This is a genomic window from Variovorax sp. RO1 (genome assembly GCF_002849325.1).
Taxonomy (GTDB): domain Bacteria; phylum Pseudomonadota; class Gammaproteobacteria; order Burkholderiales; family Burkholderiaceae_C; genus Variovorax.
This window is the reverse complement of record NZ_PKMT01000001.1, coordinates 1,243,392-1,266,311: the sequence shown is the minus strand read 5'-3', so window position 1 is coordinate 1,266,311 and position 22,920 is coordinate 1,243,392. Positions and strand designations below refer to the sequence as shown.

Here is a 22,920-nt window from a genome sequence, read left to right as displayed (position 1 = left end):
CGTCAGACGATGCGCTTGACCACCTGGCCCGTGACACGCGCCAGCGCGGCACGCGGCACCTTGTCGGGTGCGATTTCGGCGAGCGGCTTCAGCACGAAGGCGCGCTCGCGCATGCGGGGGTGCGGCAGAGTCAGCGCCGGCGTGTCGATCACCGAATTGCCGTGCATCAGCAGATCGAGGTCGAGCGTGCGCGGCGCATTGGGAAAGGGCCGCTCACGACCGGCCAGCGTCTCGAGGCGCTGCAATGCCACCAGGAACTGCTCGGCATCGAGGCCGGTGCGCACGGCGACCACGGCGTTGATGAAATCGGGGCCTTCGGCATCCACCGGCTCGCTGCGATACAGCGACGACCGGGCCGTGACCTGGGTGCGCTGCAGCGCGCCGATCGCGGCCATGGCGGCCTTCACGGCCGCTTCGGCATCGCCCAGGTTGGCGCCGATGGCAACGAAGGCCTGCACGGTCGGGTAGTCCTCGCGCGGACCGCGCGGACGACTCGTCGGTGCGCGGCGCGCGGGCGGGCCGCTCTTGCTGCCGGTCGATGGCGGCTTGCCCCCGGCACGCGGCGCAGCCTTCGGCGCGGGCTTGCTCCCCTTGGCTGCCTTGGCGGCCACAGGGCTTTTCTTGCCGTCCTTCGGCCGGTCGGGCGCGCTCATTCGCCTGCAGCGCTCCCGCCGCCCTCGCTGCCACCACCACCGCTACCGCCGCCCACCGGGCGCGGCTTGCGCCGGCGCTTGCGCTTGCGCGGGGCCGCCGCTTCGCCATCCGGCGGCACCGCGTCAGCTTCGATGTCGGGACCGTCGCCATCGTCCGACTCGGCTTCGGCCTGTTGTTTCTGGCGCGCCGGTTGCTCGCTGCGCGGCTTGGGTGCCGCCACCGGGTCGCGCAGGCGCACGCGCTGGCGCACCTTCTGTTCTTCGCGCACCTGTTCGAGCAAGTCCTGGCGGCGCAGGTCGTCGGCGGTGCTGAACTCTTGCCACCACTCGGCGATGGCTTCGCCGACCTCGCCCACGTCGGCACGCAGGCGCATGAAGTCGAAGGCAGCGCGGAAACGCGCCTGCTCGACCAGGCTGTAGGGCGTGGAGCCGGTGCGCTTGTCGAAGCGCGGCTGCATCATCCAGATCTCGCGCATGTCGGCGGCCAGCTTGCCGCGGCCCGACACGTCGCCGATGCGCGAATTGAACACGTCGTCGATGGCGTCCTGCAGCGCCGGGAACGGCGGCTGCGGACGCTGGCCATGGCGGCCTTCCTGGCGCTGGGCCCAGCCGTCGCGCACATCGGCCCACAGCACGCAGGCCAGCAGGAAGCTGGGGGCCACGGGCTTGCCTTCGCCGACACGGCGGTCGGTGTCCTGCAGGGCGGCCTTCACGAAGGGCTGGTCGGCGCGCTCGACCACCACATCGAGCAGCGGGTAGATGCCGGTGGCGAGCCCCAGCTTGCGCAGTTGCTCGATCGTGGCGATGGCGTGGCCGGTCTGCAGCAGCTTGAGCATCTCGTCGAACATGCGGCTTTGCGGCACGTCGGCCAGCAGCTTGCTCGACTCGATCAGCGGGGCGGCGGTCTTGGCTTCCATCTTGAAACCGAGCGCGGCGAGCTTGGCCGAGAAGCGAATGGCGCGAATGATGCGCACCGGATCTTCGCGGTAGCGCGTGACCGGGTCGCCGATCATGCGCAGCGTGAGCTTCTGGGCGTCCTTGATGCCGTTGTGATAGTCGACCACGACCTGGTTGGCGGGGTCGTAGTACATGGCGTTGACGGTGAAGTCACGGCGCGCCGCGTCTTCTTCCTGCGGGCCCCAGACGTTGTCGCGCAGCACGCGGCCGCTGGCGTCCACGGCGTGCTTCATGCTCGCGAGTTCGCCCTTGCTGGTGCGCTCGTTGCCGGCCACCTGCTCGGCGGCGGCGTTGTCCATGTAGGCGCGGAAGGTCGAGACCTCGATCACCTCGTGCTCGCGGCCCCGCCCGTACACCACGTGCACGATGCGAAAGCGCCGGCCGATGATGAAGGCGCGGCGGAACAGCGACTTGACCTGCTCGGGCGTGGCGTTGGTGGCCACGTCGAAGTCTTTCGGCCGCAGGCCCAGCAGCAGGTCGCGCACCGCGCCACCCACCACGTAGGCCTCGTAGCCGGCTTGTTGCAGCGTGGTGACCACGTTCTTCGCGCGTTCGTCGACCAGGGCGGGATCGATCTTGTGAACCTCTGCCGGCACCTCCTGGCGCTTGCCGAAGCGGCTCTTGCCCTGCGTGCCGCCGGCGGACTTGCCGAGCAGCTTGTCGATGAATTTCTTGATCATTGGTTGTTTTTCGAGGAGAAGCAGGCGCTTCTTCTTATTTATTCGCTTATTCGTTTTCGAGCATGGAGCGGATCAGCGGAATGGTGATCGCGCGTTGGGTCTGCAGGGCGTAGCCGTCGAGCTGCGACAGCAGCTCCATCAGGCTGCCCAGGTCGCGGCTGAAGCGGTGCAGCATGAAGTCGAGCACGTCGTCGGACAGCATCACGCCACGCGCGTCGGCCGCCTGGCGCAGCACTGCGCGGCGTTCGCTTTCGCTCAGCACCTGCAGGTGGAACACATGGCCCCAGCCTAGGCGGGTGCGCAGGTCTTCGCGCAGCGGCAGGTCGGCCGGCGGCAAGGCGCCAGCGGCAACCACGCCGCGTTGCAGGGTCTGGGCGTTGACAAACCAGTTGAAGGCCGCGTGCTGCTGCACCGCGGTGTAAAGGTGGACGTCGTCGAGCAGGACGGCGCCCCAGCGCTCGTCGAACTCGGGCGGCTCCAGCAGGCCGGCGTGCAGCCAGCCCACGCTGGCGCCCTGCTCGGCCAGTGCAACGCGCACGGATTCGAGCAGGTGGGTCTTGCCACTGCCGCTGTCGCCCCAGAGGTAGGTCGGCACCGGCGAGTGCAGCGCAGGGCTGCCGTCGGCGCCGCCCACCCACACTTGCAGGTGTCGCAGCGCCGCCTCGTTGGGGCCGGCAAAAAAGGCGTCGAAGCTGGGGCCCGTCGCAATGCCGATATCGAGCGCGAGCTGTTTCATCCCGGGAAGGTTCATGGAGGGGGCCCGGAGGGCCCTTAAAATCGTGAGGAATTCTATCGGCCCGGCCGCCTCGGTCGCCGACGCCTCCCCTGCCCGCCCTTCCTCGCCGCTTCGCGACCCTTTCGCTCCTTCTTCTCGACACCGCCCGCCCATGACCTCCTCCACGCCCACCCCGCTCAGCTACAAGGACGCCGGTGTCGATATCGACGCAGGCGACGCCCTGATCGACCGCATCAAGCCCCTGGCGAAGAAAACCATGCGCGAAGGCGTGCTGGCCGGCATCGGCGGCTTCGGCGCCCTGTTCGAAGTGCCCAAGCGCTACAACGAGCCGGTGCTGGTGAGCGGCACCGACGGCGTGGGCACCAAGCTCAAGCTGGCTTTCGAATGGAACATGCACGACACGGTCGGCATCGACCTCGTGGCCATGAGCGTCAACGACGTGCTGGTGCAGGGCGCCGAGCCTCTGTTCTTCCTCGATTACTTCGCCTGCGGCAAGCTCGACGTGGACACGGCCGCGGCCGTCATCGGCGGCATCGCCCGCGGCTGCGAACTCTCGGGTTGCGCCCTCATCGGCGGCGAAACCGCCGAAATGCCCGGTATGTACCCGGCCGGCGAGTACGACCTGGCCGGCTTTGCGGTCGGCGCGGTCGAAAAATCGAAGATCCTCACCGGCCAGAACGTCAAGCCCGGCGACGTGGTGCTGGGCCTGGCCTCGGCCGGCGTGCATTCCAACGGTTTCAGCCTCGTGCGCAAGGTCATCGAGCGCGCCGGCGCCGACCTGCCCGCCACCCTCGACGGCAAGCCCTTCCGCAACGCCGTGATGGAGCCCACCCACCTGTACGTGAAGCCCGTGCTCGAGGCGCTCGGCAAGCACCCGGTCAAGGCGCTGGCCCACATCACCGGCGGCGGCCTGCTTGAGAACATCCCGCGCGTGCTGCCCGAAGGTACCGCCGCTCACCTGAAGAAGGGCAGCTGGCCGCAGACCGAGCTCTTCGCCTGGCTGCAGAAGGTGGCCGGCATCGATGACATCGAGATGAACCGCACCTTCAACAACGGCATCGGCATGGTCGTGGTGATCGACGCGGCCGAAGCCGCCGCCTGCGCCGCCACGCTGCGCGCCGCCGGCGAGTCGGTGCACGAGATCGGCGTGATCGCCGAGCGCGGCGACGGCGCGGCCGTGGTCGTCGCCTGACCGCGCGCCCGTTCTTTTTTCTTTTCCTCACCGCACGCCCCGCACCCCGGATGGCCACGCCGCTGCCCGACGTCACCCTCGCCGCCCCGCCCCAGGCCGCAACCTCCCGCCACGTGGTACTGGCCAGCTACCTGCTGATGCTCGCGGGGCTGATGCTCGTGATGTGGCAGCACCTGCTGCCGGGGCTGCTGTGCGTGTGCATCGGCTTCCTCGTCGCGCGCTGGTTCGCCCGGCTGCTGGGCGGCTGGCTGTCGCGCCTGAAGCCCCTGCGTTCCGGTGCCGACAGTCTGGCCCGGGTGGTGGCGGTCACGCTGGTGCTGCTGGGCCCGATCGGCCTGGTCACGCTGGGGTTCTCGCAGGCGCGCGAGTACGTGCTCGATGCGCCCGACCAGTACCGCGAACTGCTCGACTACACGGCCCGCACAGTGCTCGAGCTGCGCTCCAAGCTGCCGGCCGACATCGCCGTCTACCTGCCCGAGGGCGCGGCCGAGGTGCAGCGCATCGTCGCCAACTACCTGCGCACGCAGGCCGGCTCGCTCGCCATGGCCGGGCGCGCCTGGCTGGGCGGGCTGCTGTTCGCCTACGTGGGCCTGATCATCGGCGCGCTGGCCGCCGTGGCGCCGGCGCCGGCCCAGCGCCGGCCGCTGGCGCAGCAGATGTTCCAGCGCATCACGACCTTCGGCGAGGCCTTCGGCCAGATCGTCGCGGCACAGTTCTGGATCGCCGCCTTCAACACGCTGCTGACCGCGATCTTCCTGCTGTTCCTGATGCCGCTGTGGGGCCTCGAGCTGCCCTACACGCCTGCGCTGATCACCCTGACCTTCGTGGCCGGGCTGGTGCCGATCGTGGGCAACCTGGTCTGCAACTCGGTGATCACGCTGGTGGCGCTGTCGGTGTCGCCGGTCACTGCCGCCGCCTGCCTGGCCTTCCTGATCCTGATCCACAAGGCCGAGTACGTGATCAACGCCAAGGTGGTCGGCGCGCGCACGCAAATGCGTGTGTGGGAGCTGCTGTCGGTGATGTTCGTGGCCGAAGCGGTGTTCGGCCCGGCCGGGCTGGTGGCCGCGCCGCTGTACTACGCGTACCTGAAAAAAGAACTGCACGCGGGCGGCCTCGTCTAGAGGCTGTTCGATGTCCTGATCTGATCGGTTCCGGTCCGCTTCGGCGCGGACGAGCCGCTGGCGGCGCCCAAGAATAGGCGGCATCATCCACTTTGCCTTGCCCGCCACCGCCATGACCACCTGTCTGATTGTGATCGACGCCCAGGAATCGTTCCGCCACCGCCCGTACTGGAACGCCGCCCCGCTCGCGCCTTATCTCGACGCCCAGAACGCGTTGATCACCGGCGCCGTGGCGGCCGGACTGTCGGTCGTGCGCGTCTTCCATGTCGATGCGCCACAGGCCGCGTCCAACCCCTTCGCGGTCGAATCGGGCCATGTGCGCCCGATCGACGGCCTCGCGCCCTTCGAAGCGGCCGCCACCTTCACCAAGTACCGCCACAGCGCGCTGGTCAACAGCGGGCTCGATGTGTGGCTCACGCAGCACGGCATCCGCCGCCTGATCGTGAGCGGCATCCGCACCGAACAATGCTGCGAAACCACCACGCGCCACGCCTCGGACCTGGGCTGGGAGGTCGACTACGTGACCGATGCCACCCTCACCTTCGACATGGTGCAGCCCGACGGCCGCCCGCTGTCCGCCGCCGACATCAAGGCACGCACCGCGACCGTGCTGGACGGGCGCTTCGCCACCGTCTGCAGCGTGGCGCAGGCGCTTGGGCGCGCCACGGAAGGCGCCACCGCATGACCCCGCTGCGCGTGCGCATCCTGGCCTACGACGGCGTCGAGGCGCTGGACTTCGCCGGCCCCTTCGAGGTCTTCACCACCGCCGCGCGCGTCCACCAGCGCCTGCAACCGGGTGCGCCCGCACCGTTCGAGGTCGCCTCGGTCGCCCACACCCGCGCCGGCGAGCCCGTGCAGGCGCGCGCCGGCCTGCGGCTGCTCGCCGACCACACGCTGGCCGACGCTGCCGCAACCGCCGACGTGCTGATCGTCCCCGGCGGCGTGGTCGATGCGCCGATGGCAAGCCCCGACACCTTGCGCTGGATCGCCCGGTGCGCGGCCGGCGCGCAGCTCGTCGCCTCGGTCTGCACCGGCGTCTTCCTGCTTGCGCAAAGCGGCGTCGTGACGCGCGAAGCGGTCACCACGCACTGGGAGGACCTCGCCGACCTGCGCATGCAGTTTCCACAGCTCGACGTGCGCGAAGGCGTGCGCTGGGTCGACACCGGCCGCATCGTCAGCTCGGCGGGCATCAGCGCAGGCATCGACATGAGCCTGCACCTGGTCGAGCGCCTGGCCGAACGCGAACTGGCCGAGCGCACCGCGCGCCAGATGGACTACCCATGGACCCGCAACGAGACCCCATCCGCGTAGTTTTCGTACTGCTCCCCGACAGCCTCGTGCTCGACTGGGCCGGGCCGGCCGAGGCGCTGCGCATCGCCAACCAGCGGCTGCGCGCGGCGGGCCAGCCCGAGCGTTTTGTCATCGAATTCGCGGGGCCCCGGCCGAACATGAGGGGCTCGGTCGGCGTCGCGCTGTCAGGGCTGGCGCCGCTGCCGACGCAGTGGAGCGGCCCCGGCTGGGTGGTGCTGGTCGGCCTGCCGGGCGACACCATCGCGACCGACACCCCCGAGGCGCAGGACCTGCTGCACTGGCTGCGCGGCCAGCGCTTCACGCGCGGCGGCGTCGAGCTGGTCACGGTCTGCGCGGGCGCCCTGCTCGCGGCGCATGCGGGCGCGCTCGCGGGCCGGCGCGTCACCACGCACCACCATCACCTGGACGAACTGCGCGCCGTGGAGCCGCGCTGCGAGGTGGTGAGCAACCGCGTCTTCGTGCTCGACCCGCCGGTCTACAGCAGCGCGGGCGTCACGACGGGCATCGACCTGATGCTGCACCGCATCGCCGACACCTGCGGCGAGGCGCTGGCGGCCCAGGTGGCGCAGACGATGGTGGTGGCGCTGCGGCGCGGCCCGCACGACCCGGAGTTGTCGCCCTTTCTCGCCTACCGCAACCACCTGCACGCGGCGCTGCACCGGGTGCAGGACGCGGTCAGCGAACAACCCCAGGCCGACTGGAGCGTGCCGCGCATGGCCGAGGTCGCCCACACCTCGGCGCGGCATTTGACGCGGCTGTTCGTCGAGCATGCGGGCGTGGCGCCATTGGCCTACCTGCGCCGGCTGCGGCTGGCCGCCGCGCAACTGGCGCTGGCCTCGGGCGCCAGCGTGACGCGGGCGGCGGAGCTGTCGGGCTTCGGCTCGGACACGCAGTTGCGCCGGGCGTGGCACCAGTTCGGATTGCCGGGGTCGCCCTCCGCGGGCACATCAGCATCTGCCGGCTAGGGCTTGTCGCCGCAAGCCTCGGCGCGCGCCCGCAGCAGCGCCTGCTCGCGCGTGTTGCGCGTGAGCGAGGCGGCACGCTGGAACTCGCGGCGCGCCTCGCCGTGGCGGCCCAGCTTGAAGAGCAGGTCGCCGCGCACGGTCGGCAGCAGGTGGTAGCCCTTCAGCGCGGGCTCGTCCATCAGCGCATCGACCACCTCCAGCCCGGCCGCCGGCCCGAAAGCCATCGACAGCGCGACCGCGCGGTTCAACTCGACGACGGGCGACGGTGACAGCGCGGCCAGCGCGTCGTACAGCGCCGCGATGCGCGCCCAGTCGGTGTCGCCCGCGGTGCGCGCGCGGGCGTGGCAGGCGGCGATGGCGGCCTGTAGCGCGTAGGGGCCGAGCGCGCCGCCCAGCGATTCGGCGCGCGCCAGCGCGGCCAGGCCGCGGCGGATCAACAGTTGGTCCCAGCGCGCGCGGTTCTGGTCGAGCAGCAGCACCGGCTCGCCCGAGGCGCCGACGCGCGCGGTGGTGCGCGAGGCCTGGATTTCCATCAGCGCGACCAGCCCGTGCACCTCGGCTTCGCTTGGCACCAGCTCGGCCACGATGCGGCCCAGGCGCAGCGCCTCGTCGCACAGCGTGGGGCGCATCCAGTCGTCACCGGCGGTGGCCGAGTAGCCCTCGTTGAAGATCAGGTAGAGCACCTCGAGCACCGAGGCCAGCCGGGCTTCGAGCTCGTGACGGCGCGGCACCTCGAAGGGAACGCGCGCCTCGGCCAGCGTGCGCTTGGCGCGCACGATGCGCTGCGCGACGGTGGCCTCGGGCACGAGGAAGGCGCGTGCGATCTCGTCGGTCGTGAGGCCGCCCATCAGCCGCAAGGTGAGCGCCACGCGCGCCTCGGTCGAGAGCACCGGGTGGCAGGCGGTGAACACCAGGCGCAGCAGGTCGTCGCCGATGTCGTCGTCGAGCGCAGCATCCACTGCCTGCGCAAAGTCGGCTTGGGCCATGGTGTGCAGCGCGTCGAGTTCGCGGCCGATCTCGGGCGCCTTGCGCTCGGCCAGCTGCATGTGGCGCAGGCGGTCGAGAGCGCGGTGCTTGGCCACCTGCGTGAGCCAGGCGGCGGGGTTGTCGGGCAGGCCCTCGACGGGCCATTGCTCGAGTGCGGCCACCAGCGCGTCCTGCGCCAACTCTTCGGCCAGCCCCACATCGCGCACCTTGCGCGCGAGCGTGGCGATGATCTTCGCGGACTCGATGCGCCAGACCGCCTCGATGGCGCGGTGGATGGCGGCAGGGCCCCGGTCGTCGCTCATGCGACCCCTCCGATCGGCGCGCCGGATAGCATGCGGCCATGACACCACGCCTCGTCTTGTTGAGCCTGGGTTTCGCGTTCGGCCTCGCCTCCAGCGGCGTCTGGGCGGATCGCCCCGCAGTGGAACGCAACAGCCTCGGCATGGCCTTCGTGCGATTGCCGGCCGGCGAATTCCTCATGGGCAGCGACGAGGCGCCCGAGGCGCTGGCACGCGACTACCCCGAGTTGCCGAAGGAGCGCTTCACCCAACTGGCCGACGAAGGGCCGGTGCACAAGGTGCGCATCACGCGGGCGTTCTGGATGGGGCAGCACGAGGTGACGGTGGGCCAGTTCCGGCGCTTCCTCGAGGCCTCGGGCCATGTGCCCGAATCGGTGGCCGACGGCACCGGCGGCTACGGCTGGCGCGCTGACTACGACCCCGCCACCACGCGGCGTGGCGACGCTTTTGAAGGTCGCGACCCGCGCTACTCGTGGCGCAACCCCGGCTTTGCACAGGACGACAGCCACCCCGTCGTCAACGTGAGCTGGAACGACGCGCTGGCGCTGGCCGCATGGCTGAGCAAGACGGAAGGCCGGCGCTACCGCCTGCCGACCGAGGCCGAGTGGGAGTACGCCTGCCGCGCCGGCACGCGCACGCGCTACAGCACGGGGAACGATCCGGCCACGCTGCTGCGCGGGGCCAATGTGTTCGACACGCGCAGTGCCGCCCATTGGCCGCGCTGGCGCGCGATGGCGCTCGCGGGCGACGACGGCTTTGCCTTCACCGCCCCGGTCGGCAGCTTCGCGCCGAACGCCTGGGGCCTCTACGACATGCACGGCAATGCGTGGGAATGGGTGGCCGACTGGCATGGCGACGAATACTACGCGCGCGCACCGGTCGACGACCCCCAGGGCCCCGCCACAGGCACCGTGCGGGTGCGCCGTGGCGGCTCCTGGCACACCTGGGCTTTCTATGCCCGCTCGTCCTACCGCAACTGGAATGCGCCGGACACCCGCTACACGCTGGTGGGCATCCGGCTGGTGCGGGAAGACTAGGACCCGTTCACTTCTTCAGGGTCTGCTGCATCGACGTGAATTCGCTCGCCACGTCCTGCACCTCGGGCGAGAAGTCCTCCATCTCCTGCACCTGCCGGATCTCGATGACCTCGTTCTCGCTGCCCGGGCAGCGGCTCGCCCATTCGATGGCTTCGGCGCGCGAGGCGACATCGATCAGCCAGTAGCCGCCCAGCACTTCCTTGACCTCGGCAAAGGGGCCGTCGACGACCTTCGGCTTGCCGCCCGGAAAGCTCACGCGCGCACCCATCGAGAGCGGGTGCAGGCCCTCGCAGCCGATCAGCACGCCGGCCTTCTGCAGGGACTCGTTGAAAGCCATCATCGACCCCACGCGTTCGACGTCGTCGGGCACGGTGCCGGGCGCCGCGCTTTCGTAGCCGTGGGGAATCATCAGCATCATGAATCGCATGGTCGTTTCTCCTTCGAAGGATGGACGGGGTTCAGCGGCCAGCCTTGGCGGCCGACTCGGCGCGCAGGCGGTCTTCCTGGGCCAGCAGCTCGGGCGTCATGGCCTCGCCGAAATCGGTGGCCTCGAACACCTGGCGGATCTCGATCTCGCCTTCCTGGAACGGGCTGCGCTTGATCCACTCGATGGCCTCTTCCTTCGACTTGACCTGCAGCAGCCAGAAGCCCGCAAGCAGCTCCTTCGTCTCGGTAAAGGGGCCGTCGATGACGGTGCGCTTCTTGCCTTCGCAGCGCACGCGGGCACCCTTGGCCGACGGGTGCAGCCCCTCGCCCGCCAGCAGCACGCCGGCCTTGACCAGTTCTTCGTTGAACCGGCCCATCTCGGTCAGTAGCTCGGTGCTCGGCATCACGCCGGCTTCGGAATCGGGACTCGCCTTGACCAGAACCATGAATCGCATGTCGTTTCTCCTGTGGGTTGATGAGGATCGGGAGGCGCCGGAATCTGCGCCCTCCTGTTCACACGTCGCACGAGCGAACAACGGATCGACACGGCCGCATCGATCGGCTTGTAATTTTGTGTGTCAGAGATAGCCGCAGAACCGCAGCACGTGGCCGTCGGGTTCGCGGATCGCGAATTCGCGCAGGCCCCAGGGCTGGGACGTGGGGGGTTCGATCACGGTCACGCCGCGCTTCACATAGGCGGCGTGCAGCCCGTCGATGTCCTTGCCGACGTGGATCACGATTTCGCCGCGCCAGGGCCGGGCTTCGCGGCTGCCGCACTGCCACAGGCGCAGGTACACCGGGTCGCCGTAGCTGCGGTCGCCCTTCTTCACGCGGGCATAGCTGGGCGGTTCGCCGGCGATGAAGTCGATCTCGAACCCCAGCACCTCGGAAAACCAGCGCGCGGCGCGCGAGACGTCGGACACCGGCAACACGGGCTGCACGCCGTGGAATTCGTGCAGTGTGCCCAGGTCGGGAGGCGCCGCGCTCACGCCGGTGCGGGTGTCGGTCATGGGTTTGTGGCGGGTCAGTTGGCCAGGCGCCGCAGCAGCGCCACGCGCTCGGCGATCGCGTCGATGTCGAGCGCGTCTTCGGCGTTGGCGAGGTAGGTCTCGAGGTCGAACACGGCCAGCGCCGCATGGCCCTGCTCGGCATGCGCCACGCCGCGGTCGCGGTGCTCGCCCCAGGCGCTGGGCAAGAGCGCAATGAGGCGGTTCTGCACCGCGATGTAGCGCGGCCAGTCTTCCTGCGCGTGGTGCACTTCCTTCAGGTTGCGCAGCATGCGCGCAATGATCTCGCGCGGGCTCGCCGGCTGCAGGTACAGGCCCAGCGGCACGTCGAACTCGCCGACCAGCCCGTTGCCGCGCTTGTAGGGCTCGAGCCGCTCGCCCAGCTCTTCGCGCGAGAGCGACTTGCCGGTGAACGGATCGATCACGACCTGCCCCTTGGGCAGCGTGACCTTGACCATGAAATGCCCCGGAAAGCTGATGCCGCGCGTCTGCAGGCCCAGGCCCTGCGCCAGCTCCATCCACAGCACGGCCAGCGAGATCGGAATGCCGCGGCGGGTGCGCAGCACGGCGTTCAGGTAGCTGTTGTCGGGGTCGTAGTAGTCGTTGACGTTGCCGCCGAAGTTCAGGTCGCTGAAGAAGAACTGGTTCAGCGCGCGCAGCCGGGCCAGCGGCGCGGCGTCGACTGGCAGGCGGCGCTTGAGGCGCGCGAGCAGCTGGTCGACGTCGCCCAGCACCTGCTGCACGTCGAGTTCGGGGTATTCGTCCTGCGCGATGCTGGCGGCCGCTTCGAGCAGCGGAAAGTGGTCATCGCTGCCGACCAGCGACTCGAAATATTCCAGTGCCGTGGGAACCTGGTAGCTGAACGTCATATGGCTTTGTAGAGGAGCCCGCGGGGAGCGTCAAGGCAGTGGTTTTCCGGCTCGCCAACGGCACCTTAACGGCGCATGAAACTGCGCAGGCGCACGCCCGTGGCCCTGAGCACGGCGAAATAGAGCAGCGCGGCGCCGGCGATGAGCGCGGCCAGAAGACCGATGCGGTGCAAGCGCTGCGCGCGCAGGCCGACCCAGTCGAAATAGTGAGTGCCCCAAGCCAGCAAGGCCGCCAGCACCACGGTGCCCAGCAGCACCTGCAGCGCGAACTTGCCCCAGCCGGGCTCGGGGGTGTAGCTGCCGCGGCGGACCAGGCCGATCAGCAGCCAGAGCGCGTTGACCAATGCCCCGATGCCGATCGTCAGCGTCAGCGCCGCGTGCTGCAGCAGCGGCACCAGGAAGAAGTTGAGCACCTGGGTGAGCACCAGCACGCACACGGCAATCAGCATGGGCGTGCGCGTGTCGTGCTTGGCGTAGTAGCCGGGCGCGAGCACCTTCACCGCCACAAGGCCGACCAGCCCCACGCCGTAGCCCATGAGTGCCACGGTGGTGCGGCCGACGTCTTCGCCGGTGTAGGCGCCGTTGTGGAACAGCACGGCCACCAGCGGCTTGGCAAACAGCAGCAGCGCCACGGCGCACGGCGCCGCCAGCAGCACCACGAGCCGCAGGCCCCAGTCGAGCAGCGACGAGTAGCGTGCGTCGTCTTTTGTGGCGCGGGCGCCCGCGAGCTGCGGCATCAGCACCACGCCGAGCGCCACGCCCAGCATGGCAGTGGGGAATTCCATCAGCCGGTCGGCATTGGTGACCCAGGTCACGCTGCCGGTGGCCAGGTGCGAGGCGATCTGCGTGTTGATGAGCAGCGAAATCTGCGCCACGCTCACGCCCAGCAGCGCCGGCAGCATGAGCTTCATGACCTTGCGGGTGGTCGGATCGGTCCACGCGGTGCGCAGTGCCTTGAAGCTGGCGCCGATGCGCGGCATGAGCCCCAGCGCGCGCAGCGCCGGAATCTGCAGGGCCAGCTGCAGCACGCCGCCGACCATCACGCCCACGCACTGGGCATAGATCGGCTCGACGCCGTAGCGGCGGAACAGCGGCGCGCCGATCGAGATCGACAGGATCAGCGCAATGTTGAGCAGCACCGGCGACGCCGCCGGCACCGCGAACTTGCGCCAGGTGTTGAGAATGCCGCCCGCCAGCGCCACCAGCGACATGAAGCCGATGTAGGGGAACATCCAGCGCGTCATGACCACGGCGGCGTCGAAGCCCTGCAGCCCGCTGGCCATGGCCCAGACCAGCAGCGGCGCACCGGCCACGCCCGCGATGCACAGCACCACCAGGGCCCAGGTCAGCAGCGTGGCGACGTGGTCGACCAGCTCGCGGGCGCCCTCTTGCCCCGCTTCGGCCTTGCGTGCAGCCAGCACCGGCACGAAGGCCTGGCTGAAGGCGCCTTCGCCGAACACGCGGCGAAACAGGTTGGGGATGCGAAAGGCGACGTTGAAGGCGTCGGTGAGCGCGCTGACGCCGAAGACCGAGGCAAACAGCACGTCGCGCACGAGGCCCGTAATCCGCGAAGCGAGGGTCAGCAGGGAGACGGTGGAGGCGGATTTGAACAGGGACACCGGGGCGAGTGTAGGGCTCCGAAAGGTGACAAAAGCAGGCAATTCGGCAAAAACCGGAACCCGGCCTATAATGGAGGGCTTTGCTGCATCATCCTCAGACACCTAAGGAACACTAAATATGGCATCCGCCAAGCCCAAGAAGAAGAACCCCCGCCTCGCGTCGGGCCGCAAGCGCGTCCGCCAGGACGTCAAGCTCAACGCTGCGAACACCTCGCTGCGTTCCAAATACCGTACCGCTGTCAAGAACGTCGAAAAGGCTGTTCTGGCTGGCGACAAGACCAAGGCAAGCGAACTGTTCGCGAAGGCCCAGAGCATCGTCGACACCGTCGCCGACAAGGGCATCTTCCACAAGAACAAGGCAGCCCGCGACAAGAGCCGCCTGTCGGCCAAGGTCAAGGCCCTCGCCCTCGCGCCTGAAAAGGCCGCCGCCTGACACCTGTCAGGCAAGCCCGGACCGGAATTCTCCAGTCCGCCGTTTGATCGGGGTGCGCTGCAGCAAGCAAAAGTGAAAAACCGCCTTCGGGCGGTTTTTTCATGGGCGCTCGAAAAGCATCCAGGCGCGACGAGCAACCCGTGCAGCCCAAAAAAAAGACCTGGAAGTCAGGTCTTTTTGGGAGGGGGCGGCGTGTCCGCCGGGTCGGGCACCAGGCAGGCCTCGGCCACCTGGAGGTTGTTGTCTTTCGCGAAGTTCACGCAGAAGTCCCAGGCCATGGGTTCGGCGTCGCGCAGGGCACGGTTCACCACCACGCATTTCACGCCGTTGATGGTCGTGGGAATGCACCAGGGCGAGTAGCTCAGGTGGCTGCCCGGGTAGGCGCCGCCGGGGCGGAAGGAGCACATGACGCCGGCGAGGCGTTCGGCCCAGTCGCTGGGGCGAAAAGTGCGGCCATCGTGGGTGATGCCCTGGATGAAGATTTCTTTGGCGTTGGGGGAAATCATCGTGAAGTGAGGCGACCGAAACAGGTGCTGCGGTGCAGCAAGCAATTCTATCCGGGGCTCTTTTTGCATCCTGAATGGGGGGCATTGCTGTGATGCGGAATCCTCAACGAAGCCGTCAAATCGCACGCCTAGAATTCGTGTTCCCTATCTGGAGTACCGAATGAGCGCCACCGCCCAGCAACCCACCTCGCCCCACGTCATGAACACCTACGGTCGCCTGCCGATCGCGCTGTCGCACGGCCAGGGCTGCCGAGTCTGGGACACCACGGGCAAGGCCTACCTCGACGGCCTGGGCGGCATTGCCGTCAACACGCTGGGCCACAACCACCCCGAGCTGGTGCCCGCATTGCAAGACCAGCTGACCAAGCTGATCCACAGCTCCAACTACTACCACGTGACCGGTCAGGAACAGCTGGCCACCAAGCTCACCGAGCTGTCGGGCCTGACCAACGCCTTCTTCTGCTGCACCGGCCTGGAAGCCAACGAAGCCGCGCTGAAGCTGGCGCGCAAGTTCGGCCACGACAAGGGCATCGAGCGCCCCGAGATCGTCGTCTACGAAGCCGCCTTCCACGGCCGCAGCATCGCCACGCTGTCGGCCACCGGCAACCCCAAGGTGCAGGCCGGTTTCGGCCCGCTGGTCGAAGGCTTCATCCGCGTGCCGCTGAACGACATCGAGGCGCTGAAGAAGGCCACAGAAGGCAACCCGAACGTGGTCGCCGTGTTCTTCGAAACCATCCAGGGCGAAGGCGGCATCAACCCGATGCGCGTCGACTACCTCAAGCAGGTGCGCGCGCTGTGCGACGAGCGCGACTGGCTCATGATGATCGACGAAGTGCAGTGCGGCATGGGCCGCACCGGCAAGTGGTTTGCGCACCAGTGGGCGGGCATCTTGCCCGACGTGATGCCGCTGGCCAAGGGCCTGGGTTCGGGCGTGCCGATCGGCGCCGTCGTGGCCGGCCCCAAGGCCGCCAACATCTTCGGCCCGGGCAACCACGGCACCACCTTCGGCGGCAACCCGCTGGCGATGCGCGCCGGTGTGGAAACCATCCGCATCATGGAAGAGCACAAGCTGCTCGAAAACGCCGCCACCGTGGGCGCGCACCTGAAGGCCGCGCTGGAGCGCGAAATCGGCGGCCTGCCGGGCGTGAAAGAAATCCGCGGCCAGGGCCTGATGCTCGGCATCGAGCTCGCCCGTCCCTGCGGCGTGATCCTGAACCGCGCCTGCGACGCCGGCCTGCTGCTGAGCGTGACGGCCGACAAGGTGATCCGCCTCGTGCCGCCGCTCATCCTGAGCATTGCCGAAGCCGACGAGATCGTTGCGATCCTCGCGCCGATCGTCAAGACCTTCCTCTCGGAGCCCGTTGCGCAATGACGACCGCCGCCGCACCGAACGCCCTGCGCCACTACCTGCAGTTCTCGGACCTCACGGCCGACGAGTACGTCTACCTCTTCGATCGCATGGCGATCATCAAGAAGAAGTTCAAGACGTATGAAAAGCACCAGCCGCTGACCGACCGCACGCTGGCCATGATCTTCGAGAAGGCCAGCACGCGCACCCGCGTGAGCTTCGAGGCCGGCATGTACCAGCTCGGCGGCAGCGTGGTGCACCTGACCACGGGCGACAGCCAGCTCGGCCGCGCCGAGCCCATCGAGGACAGCGCCAAGGTCATCAGCCGCATGGTCGACCTGGTGATGATCCGCACCTACGAGCAAACCAAGATCGACACCTTTGCCGCGCACTCGCGCGTGCCCGTCATCAACGGCTTGACCAACGAGTTCCACCCCTGCCAGATCCTGGCGGACATCTTCACGTACATCGAGCACCGCGGTTCGATCCAGGGCAAGACGGTGGCGTGGGTTGGCGACGGCAACAACATGGCCAACACCTGGCTGCAGGCCGCTGAAATTTTGGGCTTCACCGTGCACGTGAGCACGCCCAGCGGCTACGAAGTCGACCAGTCGATCGCCGGCATCCGCTCGGGCGACAGCTACAAGGTCTTCAAGGACCCGATGGAAGCCTGCCGCGGCGCCGACCTCGTCACCACCGACGTCTGGACCAGCATGGGCTACGAGGCCGAGAACGAAGCGCGCCGCAAGGCCTTCGCCGACTGGTGCGTCGACGAGGACATGATGCGCATCGCCCAGCCCGACGCCCTCTTCATGCACTGCCTGCCCGCGCACCGCGGCGAGGAAGTGCAGGCCGAAGTCATCGACGGTCCGCAGTCGGTCGTGTGGGACGAGGCCGAGAACCGCCTGCACGCACAGAAGGCGCTGATGGAGTTCCTGCTGCTCGGCAGGCTCTGACAGACATCGCCCCCCTGAACCCACGAGGCGCCGCATGGAGCTGATGAACCGCTACCTGCCGCGCTACCAGTTCGCGGAGACGCACAGCCTCCACGTGCCGGCGTCGCCCGCGCGCGCGCTCGACATGGCCGCCCGGCCCGAGATCACCGACGACCCCGTGGCGCGCCGCCTGATCGCGCTGCGCGAACTGCCGAACCGGCTGGCCAGCCGGCTCGGCCTCGCCGCCGCCACGCTGCGCCAGCGCGAGGCCTTCGGCTTCTCCGACCTCACACCGCTGGGGCGCGACGGCGAACGCGAACTGGCCTTCGGGCTGGCCGGTCGCTTCTGGCGCTTCGACTACGGCCTGGTCCCGCTGGCCGACGGCCCGGCCTTCGCCGCGCTCGATGCCACGGGCCTTGCCAAGCTGGTGCTTCACTTCACGGCCGAGCCCGAAGGCTCGGGCACGCGCCTCACCACCCGCACCCGGGTCTGGTGCGGCGACGCCGCCGCGCAGCGCCGCTTCACTGCCTACTGGCTGCTGATCCGTCCCGCCAGCGGGCTGATCCGCCGCCGCATGCTGCAGCGCGTGCGTGATGCCGCGCTGCTCGCCTCATGAATCCCTGCCAGACCTGCGGCGCCTGCTGCGCCGCCTACCGCGTCGACTTCAGCGTGCACGAGCTCGACGACAACGGGGGCCGCGTGCCCTCGGGCCTGGCGGTCGACGTGAACGACGCCCTGTGCCGCATGCGCGGCACCGACCACACGCCACCGCGCTGCGCCGCGCTCACCGGCAAGATCGGCCAGTCGGTGGCCTGCGGCATCTACGAATGGCGACCGAACCCTTGCCACGAGCTGCAGGCCGGCAGCGATGCCTGTCAGCGCGCGCGCCTGCGGCATGGCCTCGCGATGCTGTCCGACGAGCTGCACTGACGATTCAAGCAACGGGCACCGGCAACCCGCCCAGCTGTCCCTTGAACTCCTGCAGCGAGAAATGCGTCTGCACGTGGCGCACGCCCGGCAGGCGGTGCAGCTTGCGCTGCAGCAGGTCGGAATAAGCGTCGAGGTCCTTCGCGACCACCACGAGGATGAAATCCGCCGGCCCCGAGATGCCGTGGAACATCACCACCTCGGGAATCGCGCACACCGCGTCCTCGAAGGCACGCGACGAAATTTCGGTCTGGTGGTCGATGCCGACCATCACGAAGGCCAGCACGCCGAAGCCCAGCGCGCGCCGGTTCAGGCCCGCGTGGTAGCCGCCGATCACGCCGTCGTCTTCCAGCTTCTTCACCCGCCGCCAGCACGGCGATTGCGACAGGTGCGCCATCTGCGCCAGCTCGCCCGAGGTCAGGCGGGCGTTGTCCTGCAGCGCGCGCAGCAGCTGGAGGTCGGTTCGGTCGAGGTCGGCTTGCATGATTTGTTCTCCAATTCCCGTTGATTGAATAGATTATTCAATCTTTCGATGATTGATGGATAACTTCTCGACTCCAGGCAGTCACTGCGCATAGCATTCGGCACCCGCCGGCCCCTTGTGGAGCGCCTCCAACCGGCCCACACTGCCCTTTTTCTTCCTTCGCCTTGCCGCCCGCCATGACCGCCCCGCTCCGACTCTGGGACATCTCCGCCCCCGTGCACGCCGGCAGCCCGGTGTTCCCGGGCGACACGCCGTATTCGCAGCAGTGGTGCGCCACCATCGGCCCGGGCTGCCCGGTCAACGTGAGCGCGATCACGCTGTCGCCGCACGTGGGCACCCATGCCGACGCGCCCCTGCACTACGCCCCCGAAGGCCAGACCATCGGCCAGGTCGACCTCACGCCCTTTCTTGGCCCGTGCCGCGTGATCCACGCGATCGGCCGCGGCCCGCTGGTCACCTGGGAGCACATCGCGCATGCCGTGACCGACACGCTGCCGCCGCGCGTGCTCGTGCGCACCTACCCCGCCATGCCGATCGACCGCTGGGACCCGCAGCTCGCAGCCTACGAACCCGCCACCGTCGAGCGCCTGGCGGCCATGGGCGTCAAGCTCATCGGCATCGACACCGCCAGCATCGACCCGGCCGACAGCAAGACGCTCGACAGCCACCAGCGCATCCGCCACCTCGACCTGCGCGTGCTCGAGAACCTCGTGCTCGACACCGTGCCCGAGGGCGACTACGAACTCATCGCGCTGCCGCTGAAGCTGACGAGCGCCGATGCCTCCCCCGTGCGCGCCGTGCTGCGCGAACTTCCCCGCTGAAACCACCCTTTCCATGACGACGACCCTCGCCGACTGCCGCGCCCTCGACGCGCAAGACCCGCTGCGCGCCCTGCGCGACCAATTCACCCTGCCCGATGGCGTGCTCTACCTCGACGGCAACTCGCTCGGCGTGCTGCCCACGGCTGCGCCCGCGCGCATCGCCGAAGTGGTCGCCAAGGAATGGGGCGAAGGCCTGATCCGCTCCTGGAATACCGCGAGCTGGTTCGACCTGCCGCAGCGCCTGGGCGACAAGGTGGCCCGGCTCATCGGTGCCGCGCCCGGCGAGGTGGTGTGCACCGACAGCACGTCCGTCAATCTCTACAAGGTGTTGTTCGCCGCGCTCTCGCAGCAGAAGGCGAGCGGTCGCAAGCTGGTGGTCAGCGAGCGCAGCAATTTCCCGACCGACCTGTACATCGCCGAATCGCTGTGCCGTGAACGCGGCTTCACGCTGAAGCTGATCGACGCGAGCGAATTGCCCACGGCGCTGACCGACGAGGTCGCCGTGCTGATGCTCACGCACGTCAACTACCGCACCGGCGCCATGCACGACATGAAGGCCGTCACCGCCGCCGCGCACGCAGTGGGCGCGCTCACCGTGTGGGACCTGGCGCACAGCGCGGGCGCCGTGCCCGTGGCGCTCAACGACAGCGACGCCGACTACGCCATCGGCTGCGGCTACAAGTACCTCAACGGCGGCCCCGGCGCCCCGGCCTTCGCCTGGGTGAACACGAAGCACGCAGGCCAGTTCGAGCAGCCGCTGTCGGGCTGGTGGGGCCATGCGGCACCCTTCGAGTTCACGCCGCACTACCGCCCCGCCCCGGGCGTCGGCCGCTACCTGTGCGGCACGCAGCCTGTCATCGCATTGGCCGGCCTCGAGTGCGGTCTCGACACCGTGCTCGCCGCCGAAGCCTTCAACGGCACCGGCGGTGCGATGGCCGCGCTGCGCACCAAGTCGCTCGCGCTCACCGACCTGTTCATCCGCCTGGTCGAAGAACGCTGTGCCGGCCAGGGCCTGTCGCTCGTCACGCCGCGCGACCACGCGCTGCGCGGCTCGCAGGTGTGCCTGAGCCGTGAGGAAGGCGCCTACGCCATCGTGCAGGCGCTGATCGCGCGCGGCGTGATCGGCGACTACCGCGCCGGCGATTCGCAGATGCCCGACATCCTGCGCTTCGGCTTCACGCCGCTGTATGTCGGCTTCGAGGATGTGTGGCACTCGGTCGAACACCTCGTGCAGGTGCTCGAGACCGGCGAGTGGCAACGCGCCGAATTCAACCGCAAGAACGCAGTGACATGAGCACCGACAACGACAACAAGACCCCCGAGTCCATCGTCCACGAAGAGAAGGCGCAGCTGGACTTCAGCAAGTCCATGAGCTACGGCGACTACCTGCACCTCGACGAGATCCTGAACGCGCAGCACCCGCTGTCGCCCGCGCACGACGAGATGCTGTTCATCGTGCAGCACCAGACCAGCGAACTCTGGATGAAGCTCATGCTGCACGAACTGCACGCCGCCGTGCAGTGCATCGCGCAAGAGCGCCTGCCCGACGCCTTCAAGATGCTCGCGCGCGTGAGCCGCATCATGGAACAGCTGGTGAGCGCATGGACCGTGCTCTCCACCATGACGCCGCCCGAGTACACGGCGATGCGCCCCTACCTCGCCAACTCCAGCGGCTTTCAGAGTGCGCAATACCGCTGCATCGAGTTCCTGCTCGGCAACAAGAACGCCGCCATGCTCAAGCCGCACGCCCACCGGGCCGACCTGCTCGCGCAGGTCGATGCCGCCTACCGCGCGCCCTCGCTGTACGACGAATCGCTGCGCCTGCTCGCACGCCACGGCCTGCCCGTGCCCGCCGACCGGCTCGAGCGCGACTGGACGCAACCGTATGAATCGAGCGACGGCGTCGAAGCGGCCTGGCTCGTCGTCTACCGCAACCCGCACGATCACTGGGACCTGTACCAGCTCGGCGAAAAACTCACCGACCTCGAAGACGCCTTCCGCCTCTGGCGCTTCCGCCACGTGACCACGGTCGAGCGCGTGATCGGCTTCAAGCGCGGCACCGGCGGCACGGGCGGCGTGAGCTACCTGCGCAAGATGCTCGACGTGGTGCTGTTCCCCGAGATCTGGAAGTTGCGCACCGATCTGTAGTGCGAGATGCGCGGGGCTCGGGGTAGCCCCGGGCGAACGAGGGTTGCTCCATCGGCGCAAAGCGCTACATTTTGGAGAACACGGAGGCTGCCATGAACAACAACACCTCGTTCTCTGCCGACGAGCTCTCCACCCTGCGCGAACATGGCGTCGTGCTCTTCGCCGATCGCGTGATCTTCGACGCGCAGCCGCCGATGCCGCAGCAGCAGATCGATGCCGTGCAGGCGTTGTGCGCCGGCCCGCTGCCCGAAGCGCTGGTCGCGCTGTGGCAGCACACCGCGGGCGGGCGTCTCGACTACGACCTGGCGCTGCCGATGAACGGCAACGTCGAAAGCGTCAGCTGGTCGGAGCTGTTCTGGGACGGCAGCGACGGCTACCGCGATCTTCAGGGCTGGATCGAACACGAACAGGAACTCGCCGAAGAAGCGGCCGAAGACAGCGGCACGCCCTGGAGCGGCAAGCTCACGCACCTTCCTTTCGGTGGCTTCGAGTACTGCGACCGCGTCTACGCGGTGGTCGAGCCCGGCGCCACGCACGGCCAGATCATTGCGTGGAAGCAAGGCCTGCCGCCGGCCTGGACCCACGCGCTGCACGAAGACGGCCTGAGCCCCGTCGCCGCCGACCTGGACGGCGCCTTCGCAGCGCTGCATCTCGACGAAGACCCGCTGGCGCCCACGAGCGACTACTTCTCGGGGCAGGCGCTGCTCGCCTACCTCGACGACCGCCACGAAGGGTACGGGCTGGACCTCGACCTGATGGACAAGCTGGTCACCTTCTATTGCCGCGCCATCGTCGACTGGCGCACCCCGCTCGCCGACGGCACGCTGCGCCATCACCCGGCGCTCGCACGCGCGGCGCTGCGTCACGCGATCGCCGCCGACGACGCCGCGCTGGTCGCCGACCTTGCCGCCGCAGGCCTGAACTTCGAAGGGCCGCATGAAGGCAGTGCACTCGCCACCGACGTGGCCGTGGGACACAGCGCCTTCGCCGCTGCAGCGGCGCTGGTGCGCGCGGGCGCACCGGTGGCGCCTGATGTGCTGCGCAACATCGACGGCCAGATTTCCCCCGAACTCACGCGCGCCCTGCTGGACAACGGCGCCGAACCGACCGTCGCCGCCATCGTGAAATGCGCGGCCTGCGGTGCACCCGCCAGCGCACACCTGATCGCCGACGCCTGCACGCAAATCGGCATCGACGTGCCGCCGGCTTTCGTGGCGGATCGCGACGCAATGTTGATCGAACTGGAAACCACGCTCGCGCAGATGCGCGATGGGACGCAGGGGCATTACCTGGGGCAGGAAGGTCTGGCTGAGCGCATCGAGCATCTGCAGACGTTTCGGCTCTGACGTTTTGTTCCGGGCGACGCTCCCGGCGACGGGGAGCCTTGCTCGGCGAATGTCCTCCGGGCTTCGCCCTCCGGAGGCCGCAGGCCGGGGAGCATTTGCGGAGGAAAGTACCC

Annotated in this window: 26 protein-coding genes; 15 read left to right on the top strand and 11 right to left on the bottom strand. The window is 68.7% G+C overall.

What is annotated here, in order from left to right:
* Positions 1 to 2: 2 nt before the first annotated feature.
* From folK to hda, 3 genes are read right to left on the bottom strand one after another with little or no spacing between them, the layout of a single operon-like run.
* A complete protein-coding gene (gene folK / locus CY658_RS06185; protein ID WP_101489320.1) occupies positions 3 to 653 on the bottom strand; it encodes a 2-amino-4-hydroxy-6-hydroxymethyldihydropteridine diphosphokinase in 651 nt (216 codons plus the stop codon).
* A complete protein-coding gene (gene pcnB, locus CY658_RS06180; protein WP_101489319.1) occupies positions 650 to 2,290 on the bottom strand; it encodes a polynucleotide adenylyltransferase PcnB in 1,641 nt (546 codons plus the stop codon). The genes folK and pcnB overlap by 4 nt, the downstream gene beginning before the upstream one ends.
* Positions 2,291 to 2,336: 46 nt before the next feature.
* Positions 2,337 to 3,026 (bottom strand): DnaA regulatory inactivator Hda, encoded by a 690-nt coding sequence (hda, locus tag CY658_RS06175; RefSeq protein ID WP_056571899.1) that lies wholly within the window; start codon positions 3,024 to 3,026, stop codon positions 2,337 to 2,339.
* A 151-nt stretch (positions 3,027 to 3,177) separates the two neighbouring features.
* Here hda and purM point away from each other — a divergent pair, with 151 nt between their 5' ends.
* The 5 genes from purM to CY658_RS06150 all read left to right on the top strand — a co-directional run bounded on the left by purM (position 3,178) and on the right by CY658_RS06150 (position 7,615).
* Entirely contained in the window at positions 3,178 to 4,218 is a 1,041-nt protein-coding gene (gene purM, locus CY658_RS06170; RefSeq protein ID WP_101489318.1) for a phosphoribosylformylglycinamidine cyclo-ligase, read from the top strand.
* A gap of 50 nt (positions 4,219 to 4,268) precedes the next feature.
* The gene (locus tag CY658_RS06165) at positions 4,269 to 5,339 is read left to right on the top strand and encodes an AI-2E family transporter (RefSeq protein WP_101489317.1); all 1,071 of its coding nucleotides are present in this window, start codon (positions 4,269 to 4,271) and stop codon (positions 5,337 to 5,339) included.
* A gap of 112 nt (positions 5,340 to 5,451) precedes the next feature.
* Positions 5,452 to 6,024 (top strand): cysteine hydrolase family protein, encoded by a 573-nt coding sequence (locus CY658_RS06160; RefSeq protein WP_101490250.1) that lies wholly within the window; start codon positions 5,452 to 5,454, stop codon positions 6,022 to 6,024.
* Positions 6,021 to 6,650, top strand: a complete 630-nt coding sequence (locus CY658_RS06155) for a DJ-1/PfpI family protein (protein WP_101489316.1) — start codon at positions 6,021 to 6,023, stop codon at positions 6,648 to 6,650. Before CY658_RS06160 ends, CY658_RS06155 begins: the two co-directional genes overlap by 4 nt.
* The gene (locus CY658_RS06150; RefSeq protein WP_101489315.1) at positions 6,620 to 7,615 is read left to right on the top strand and encodes a GlxA family transcriptional regulator; all 996 of its coding nucleotides are present in this window, start codon (positions 6,620 to 6,622) and stop codon (positions 7,613 to 7,615) included. Before CY658_RS06155 ends, CY658_RS06150 begins: the two co-directional genes overlap by 31 nt.
* Here the strand turns inward: CY658_RS06150 and CY658_RS06145 are convergent.
* A complete protein-coding gene (locus CY658_RS06145; RefSeq protein WP_101489314.1) occupies positions 7,612 to 8,904 on the bottom strand; it encodes an RNA polymerase sigma factor in 1,293 nt (430 codons plus the stop codon). The genes CY658_RS06150 and CY658_RS06145 overlap by 4 nt on opposite strands.
* Positions 8,905 to 8,942: 38 nt before the next feature.
* On the opposite strand from CY658_RS06145, the gene CY658_RS06140 reads away from it, so the two are divergent.
* Complete coding sequence (locus CY658_RS06140; protein WP_101489313.1) at positions 8,943 to 9,938, top strand: formylglycine-generating enzyme family protein; 996 nt, start codon at positions 8,943 to 8,945, stop codon at positions 9,936 to 9,938.
* 7 nt (positions 9,939 to 9,945) lie between these two features.
* On the opposite strand, the gene CY658_RS06135 is transcribed toward CY658_RS06140, so the two are convergent.
* From CY658_RS06135 to murJ, 5 genes are all read right to left on the bottom strand, one after another.
* On the bottom strand, positions 9,946 to 10,365 hold the full coding sequence (locus tag CY658_RS06135; protein WP_101489312.1) for a YciI family protein: 420 nt from the start codon (positions 10,363 to 10,365) through the stop codon (positions 9,946 to 9,948).
* A gap of 31 nt (positions 10,366 to 10,396) precedes the next feature.
* Positions 10,397 to 10,819 carry a YciI family protein gene (locus CY658_RS06130; protein WP_101489311.1) on the bottom strand — a complete coding sequence of 141 codons (423 nt, stop codon included), beginning with the start codon at positions 10,817 to 10,819 and terminating at the stop codon, positions 10,397 to 10,399.
* A 123-nt stretch (positions 10,820 to 10,942) separates the two neighbouring features.
* On the bottom strand, positions 10,943 to 11,374 hold the full coding sequence (locus tag CY658_RS06125; RefSeq protein WP_101489310.1) for a bleomycin resistance protein: 432 nt from the start codon (positions 11,372 to 11,374) through the stop codon (positions 10,943 to 10,945).
* A 14-nt stretch (positions 11,375 to 11,388) separates the two neighbouring features.
* Complete coding sequence (locus CY658_RS06120; RefSeq protein WP_101489309.1) at positions 11,389 to 12,240, bottom strand: SirB1 family protein; 852 nt, start codon at positions 12,238 to 12,240, stop codon at positions 11,389 to 11,391.
* Positions 12,241 to 12,305: 65 nt separating this feature from the next.
* Entirely contained in the window at positions 12,306 to 13,859 is a 1,554-nt protein-coding gene (gene murJ / locus CY658_RS06115) for a murein biosynthesis integral membrane protein MurJ (RefSeq protein WP_101489308.1), read from the bottom strand.
* 118 nt (positions 13,860 to 13,977) lie between these two features.
* On the opposite strand from murJ, the gene rpsT reads away from it, so the two are divergent.
* Positions 13,978 to 14,292 (top strand): 30S ribosomal protein S20, encoded by a 315-nt coding sequence (gene rpsT, locus CY658_RS06110; RefSeq protein WP_056571937.1) that lies wholly within the window; start codon positions 13,978 to 13,980, stop codon positions 14,290 to 14,292.
* A 167-nt stretch (positions 14,293 to 14,459) separates the two neighbouring features.
* Here the strand turns inward: rpsT and CY658_RS06105 are convergent, their stop codons facing one another.
* Positions 14,460 to 14,798, bottom strand: a complete 339-nt coding sequence (locus CY658_RS06105) for a DUF3579 domain-containing protein (RefSeq protein ID WP_062477206.1) — start codon at positions 14,796 to 14,798, stop codon at positions 14,460 to 14,462.
* Between the two features lie 160 nt (positions 14,799 to 14,958).
* Here CY658_RS06105 and CY658_RS06100 point away from each other — a divergent pair, with 160 nt between their 5' ends.
* The 4 genes from CY658_RS06100 to CY658_RS06085 are packed head-to-tail and all read left to right on the top strand — an operon-like array spanning position 14,959 to position 18,011.
* Positions 14,959 to 16,170 (top strand): aspartate aminotransferase family protein, encoded by a 1,212-nt coding sequence (locus CY658_RS06100; RefSeq protein WP_101489307.1) that lies wholly within the window; start codon positions 14,959 to 14,961, stop codon positions 16,168 to 16,170.
* On the top strand, positions 16,167 to 17,102 hold the full coding sequence (argF, locus tag CY658_RS06095; protein ID WP_099795627.1) for an ornithine carbamoyltransferase: 936 nt from the start codon (positions 16,167 to 16,169) through the stop codon (positions 17,100 to 17,102). Before CY658_RS06100 ends, argF begins: the two co-directional genes overlap by 4 nt.
* A gap of 34 nt (positions 17,103 to 17,136) precedes the next feature.
* Positions 17,137 to 17,697, top strand: coding sequence for a DUF2867 domain-containing protein (locus CY658_RS06090; RefSeq protein ID WP_101489306.1), 561 nt, complete (start codon positions 17,137 to 17,139; stop codon positions 17,695 to 17,697).
* Entirely contained in the window at positions 17,694 to 18,011 is a 318-nt protein-coding gene (locus CY658_RS06085) for a YkgJ family cysteine cluster protein (protein WP_101489305.1), read from the top strand. Before CY658_RS06090 ends, CY658_RS06085 begins: the two co-directional genes overlap by 4 nt.
* A 4-nt stretch (positions 18,012 to 18,015) precedes the next feature.
* On the opposite strand, the gene CY658_RS06080 is transcribed toward CY658_RS06085, so the two are convergent.
* Positions 18,016 to 18,492 (bottom strand): Lrp/AsnC family transcriptional regulator, encoded by a 477-nt coding sequence (locus CY658_RS06080; protein WP_062477192.1) that lies wholly within the window; start codon positions 18,490 to 18,492, stop codon positions 18,016 to 18,018.
* Between the two features lie 176 nt (positions 18,493 to 18,668).
* On the opposite strand from CY658_RS06080, the gene kynB reads away from it, so the two are divergent.
* From kynB to CY658_RS06060, 4 genes are all read left to right on the top strand, one after another.
* Positions 18,669 to 19,313 carry an arylformamidase gene (kynB, locus tag CY658_RS06075; RefSeq protein ID WP_101489304.1) on the top strand — a complete coding sequence of 215 codons (645 nt, stop codon included), beginning with the start codon at positions 18,669 to 18,671 and terminating at the stop codon, positions 19,311 to 19,313.
* 13 nt (positions 19,314 to 19,326) lie between these two features.
* Complete coding sequence (kynU, locus tag CY658_RS06070) at positions 19,327 to 20,607, top strand: kynureninase (RefSeq protein WP_101489303.1); 1,281 nt, start codon at positions 19,327 to 19,329, stop codon at positions 20,605 to 20,607.
* Positions 20,604 to 21,461, top strand: a complete 858-nt coding sequence (gene kynA, locus CY658_RS06065) for a tryptophan 2,3-dioxygenase (protein WP_101489302.1) — start codon at positions 20,604 to 20,606, stop codon at positions 21,459 to 21,461. The genes kynU and kynA overlap by 4 nt, the downstream gene beginning before the upstream one ends.
* Positions 21,462 to 21,553: 92 nt before the next feature.
* Complete coding sequence (locus CY658_RS06060) at positions 21,554 to 22,807, top strand: SMI1/KNR4 family protein (protein WP_101489301.1); 1,254 nt, start codon at positions 21,554 to 21,556, stop codon at positions 22,805 to 22,807.
* The last annotated feature ends 113 nt before the right edge of the window (positions 22,808 to 22,920 follow it).

Bases quoted from the DNA above. Each gene is read 5' to 3' on its own strand.
- folK (WP_101489320.1), bottom strand. From the start codon at position 653: ATGAGCGCGCCCGACCGGCCGAAGGACGGCAAGAAAAGCCCTGTGGCC.
- pcnB (WP_101489319.1), bottom strand. From the start codon at position 2,290: ATGATCAAGAAATTCATCGACAAGCTGCTCGGCAAGTCCGCCGGCGGC.
- hda (WP_056571899.1), bottom strand. From the start codon at position 3,026: ATGAAACAGCTCGCGCTCGATATCGGCATTGCGACGGGCCCCAGCTTC.
- purM (WP_101489318.1), top strand. From the start codon at position 3,178: ATGACCTCCTCCACGCCCACCCCGCTCAGCTACAAGGACGCCGGTGTC.
- CY658_RS06165 (WP_101489317.1), top strand. From the start codon at position 4,269: ATGGCCACGCCGCTGCCCGACGTCACCCTCGCCGCCCCGCCCCAGGCC.
- CY658_RS06160 (WP_101490250.1), top strand. From the start codon at position 5,452: ATGACCACCTGTCTGATTGTGATCGACGCCCAGGAATCGTTCCGCCAC.
- CY658_RS06155 (WP_101489316.1), top strand. From the start codon at position 6,021: ATGACCCCGCTGCGCGTGCGCATCCTGGCCTACGACGGCGTCGAGGCG.
- CY658_RS06150 (WP_101489315.1), top strand. From the start codon at position 6,620: ATGGACCCGCAACGAGACCCCATCCGCGTAGTTTTCGTACTGCTCCCC.
- CY658_RS06145 (WP_101489314.1), bottom strand. From the start codon at position 8,904: ATGAGCGACGACCGGGGCCCTGCCGCCATCCACCGCGCCATCGAGGCG.
- CY658_RS06140 (WP_101489313.1), top strand. From the start codon at position 8,943: ATGACACCACGCCTCGTCTTGTTGAGCCTGGGTTTCGCGTTCGGCCTC.
- CY658_RS06135 (WP_101489312.1), bottom strand. From the start codon at position 10,365: ATGCGATTCATGATGCTGATGATTCCCCACGGCTACGAAAGCGCGGCG.
- CY658_RS06130 (WP_101489311.1), bottom strand. From the start codon at position 10,819: ATGCGATTCATGGTTCTGGTCAAGGCGAGTCCCGATTCCGAAGCCGGC.
- CY658_RS06125 (WP_101489310.1), bottom strand. From the start codon at position 11,374: ATGACCGACACCCGCACCGGCGTGAGCGCGGCGCCTCCCGACCTGGGC.
- CY658_RS06120 (WP_101489309.1), bottom strand. From the start codon at position 12,240: ATGACGTTCAGCTACCAGGTTCCCACGGCACTGGAATATTTCGAGTCG.
- rpsT (WP_056571937.1), top strand. From the start codon at position 13,978: ATGGCATCCGCCAAGCCCAAGAAGAAGAACCCCCGCCTCGCGTCGGGC.
- CY658_RS06105 (WP_062477206.1), bottom strand. From the start codon at position 14,798: ATGATTTCCCCCAACGCCAAAGAAATCTTCATCCAGGGCATCACCCAC.
- CY658_RS06100 (WP_101489307.1), top strand. From the start codon at position 14,959: ATGAGCGCCACCGCCCAGCAACCCACCTCGCCCCACGTCATGAACACC.
- argF (WP_099795627.1), top strand. From the start codon at position 16,167: ATGACGACCGCCGCCGCACCGAACGCCCTGCGCCACTACCTGCAGTTC.
- CY658_RS06090 (WP_101489306.1), top strand. From the start codon at position 17,137: ATGGAGCTGATGAACCGCTACCTGCCGCGCTACCAGTTCGCGGAGACG.
- CY658_RS06085 (WP_101489305.1), top strand. From the start codon at position 17,694: ATGAATCCCTGCCAGACCTGCGGCGCCTGCTGCGCCGCCTACCGCGTC.
- CY658_RS06080 (WP_062477192.1), bottom strand. From the start codon at position 18,492: ATGCAAGCCGACCTCGACCGAACCGACCTCCAGCTGCTGCGCGCGCTG.
- kynB (WP_101489304.1), top strand. From the start codon at position 18,669: ATGACCGCCCCGCTCCGACTCTGGGACATCTCCGCCCCCGTGCACGCC.
- kynU (WP_101489303.1), top strand. From the start codon at position 19,327: ATGACGACGACCCTCGCCGACTGCCGCGCCCTCGACGCGCAAGACCCG.
- kynA (WP_101489302.1), top strand. From the start codon at position 20,604: ATGAGCACCGACAACGACAACAAGACCCCCGAGTCCATCGTCCACGAA.
- CY658_RS06060 (WP_101489301.1), top strand. From the start codon at position 21,554: ATGAACAACAACACCTCGTTCTCTGCCGACGAGCTCTCCACCCTGCGC.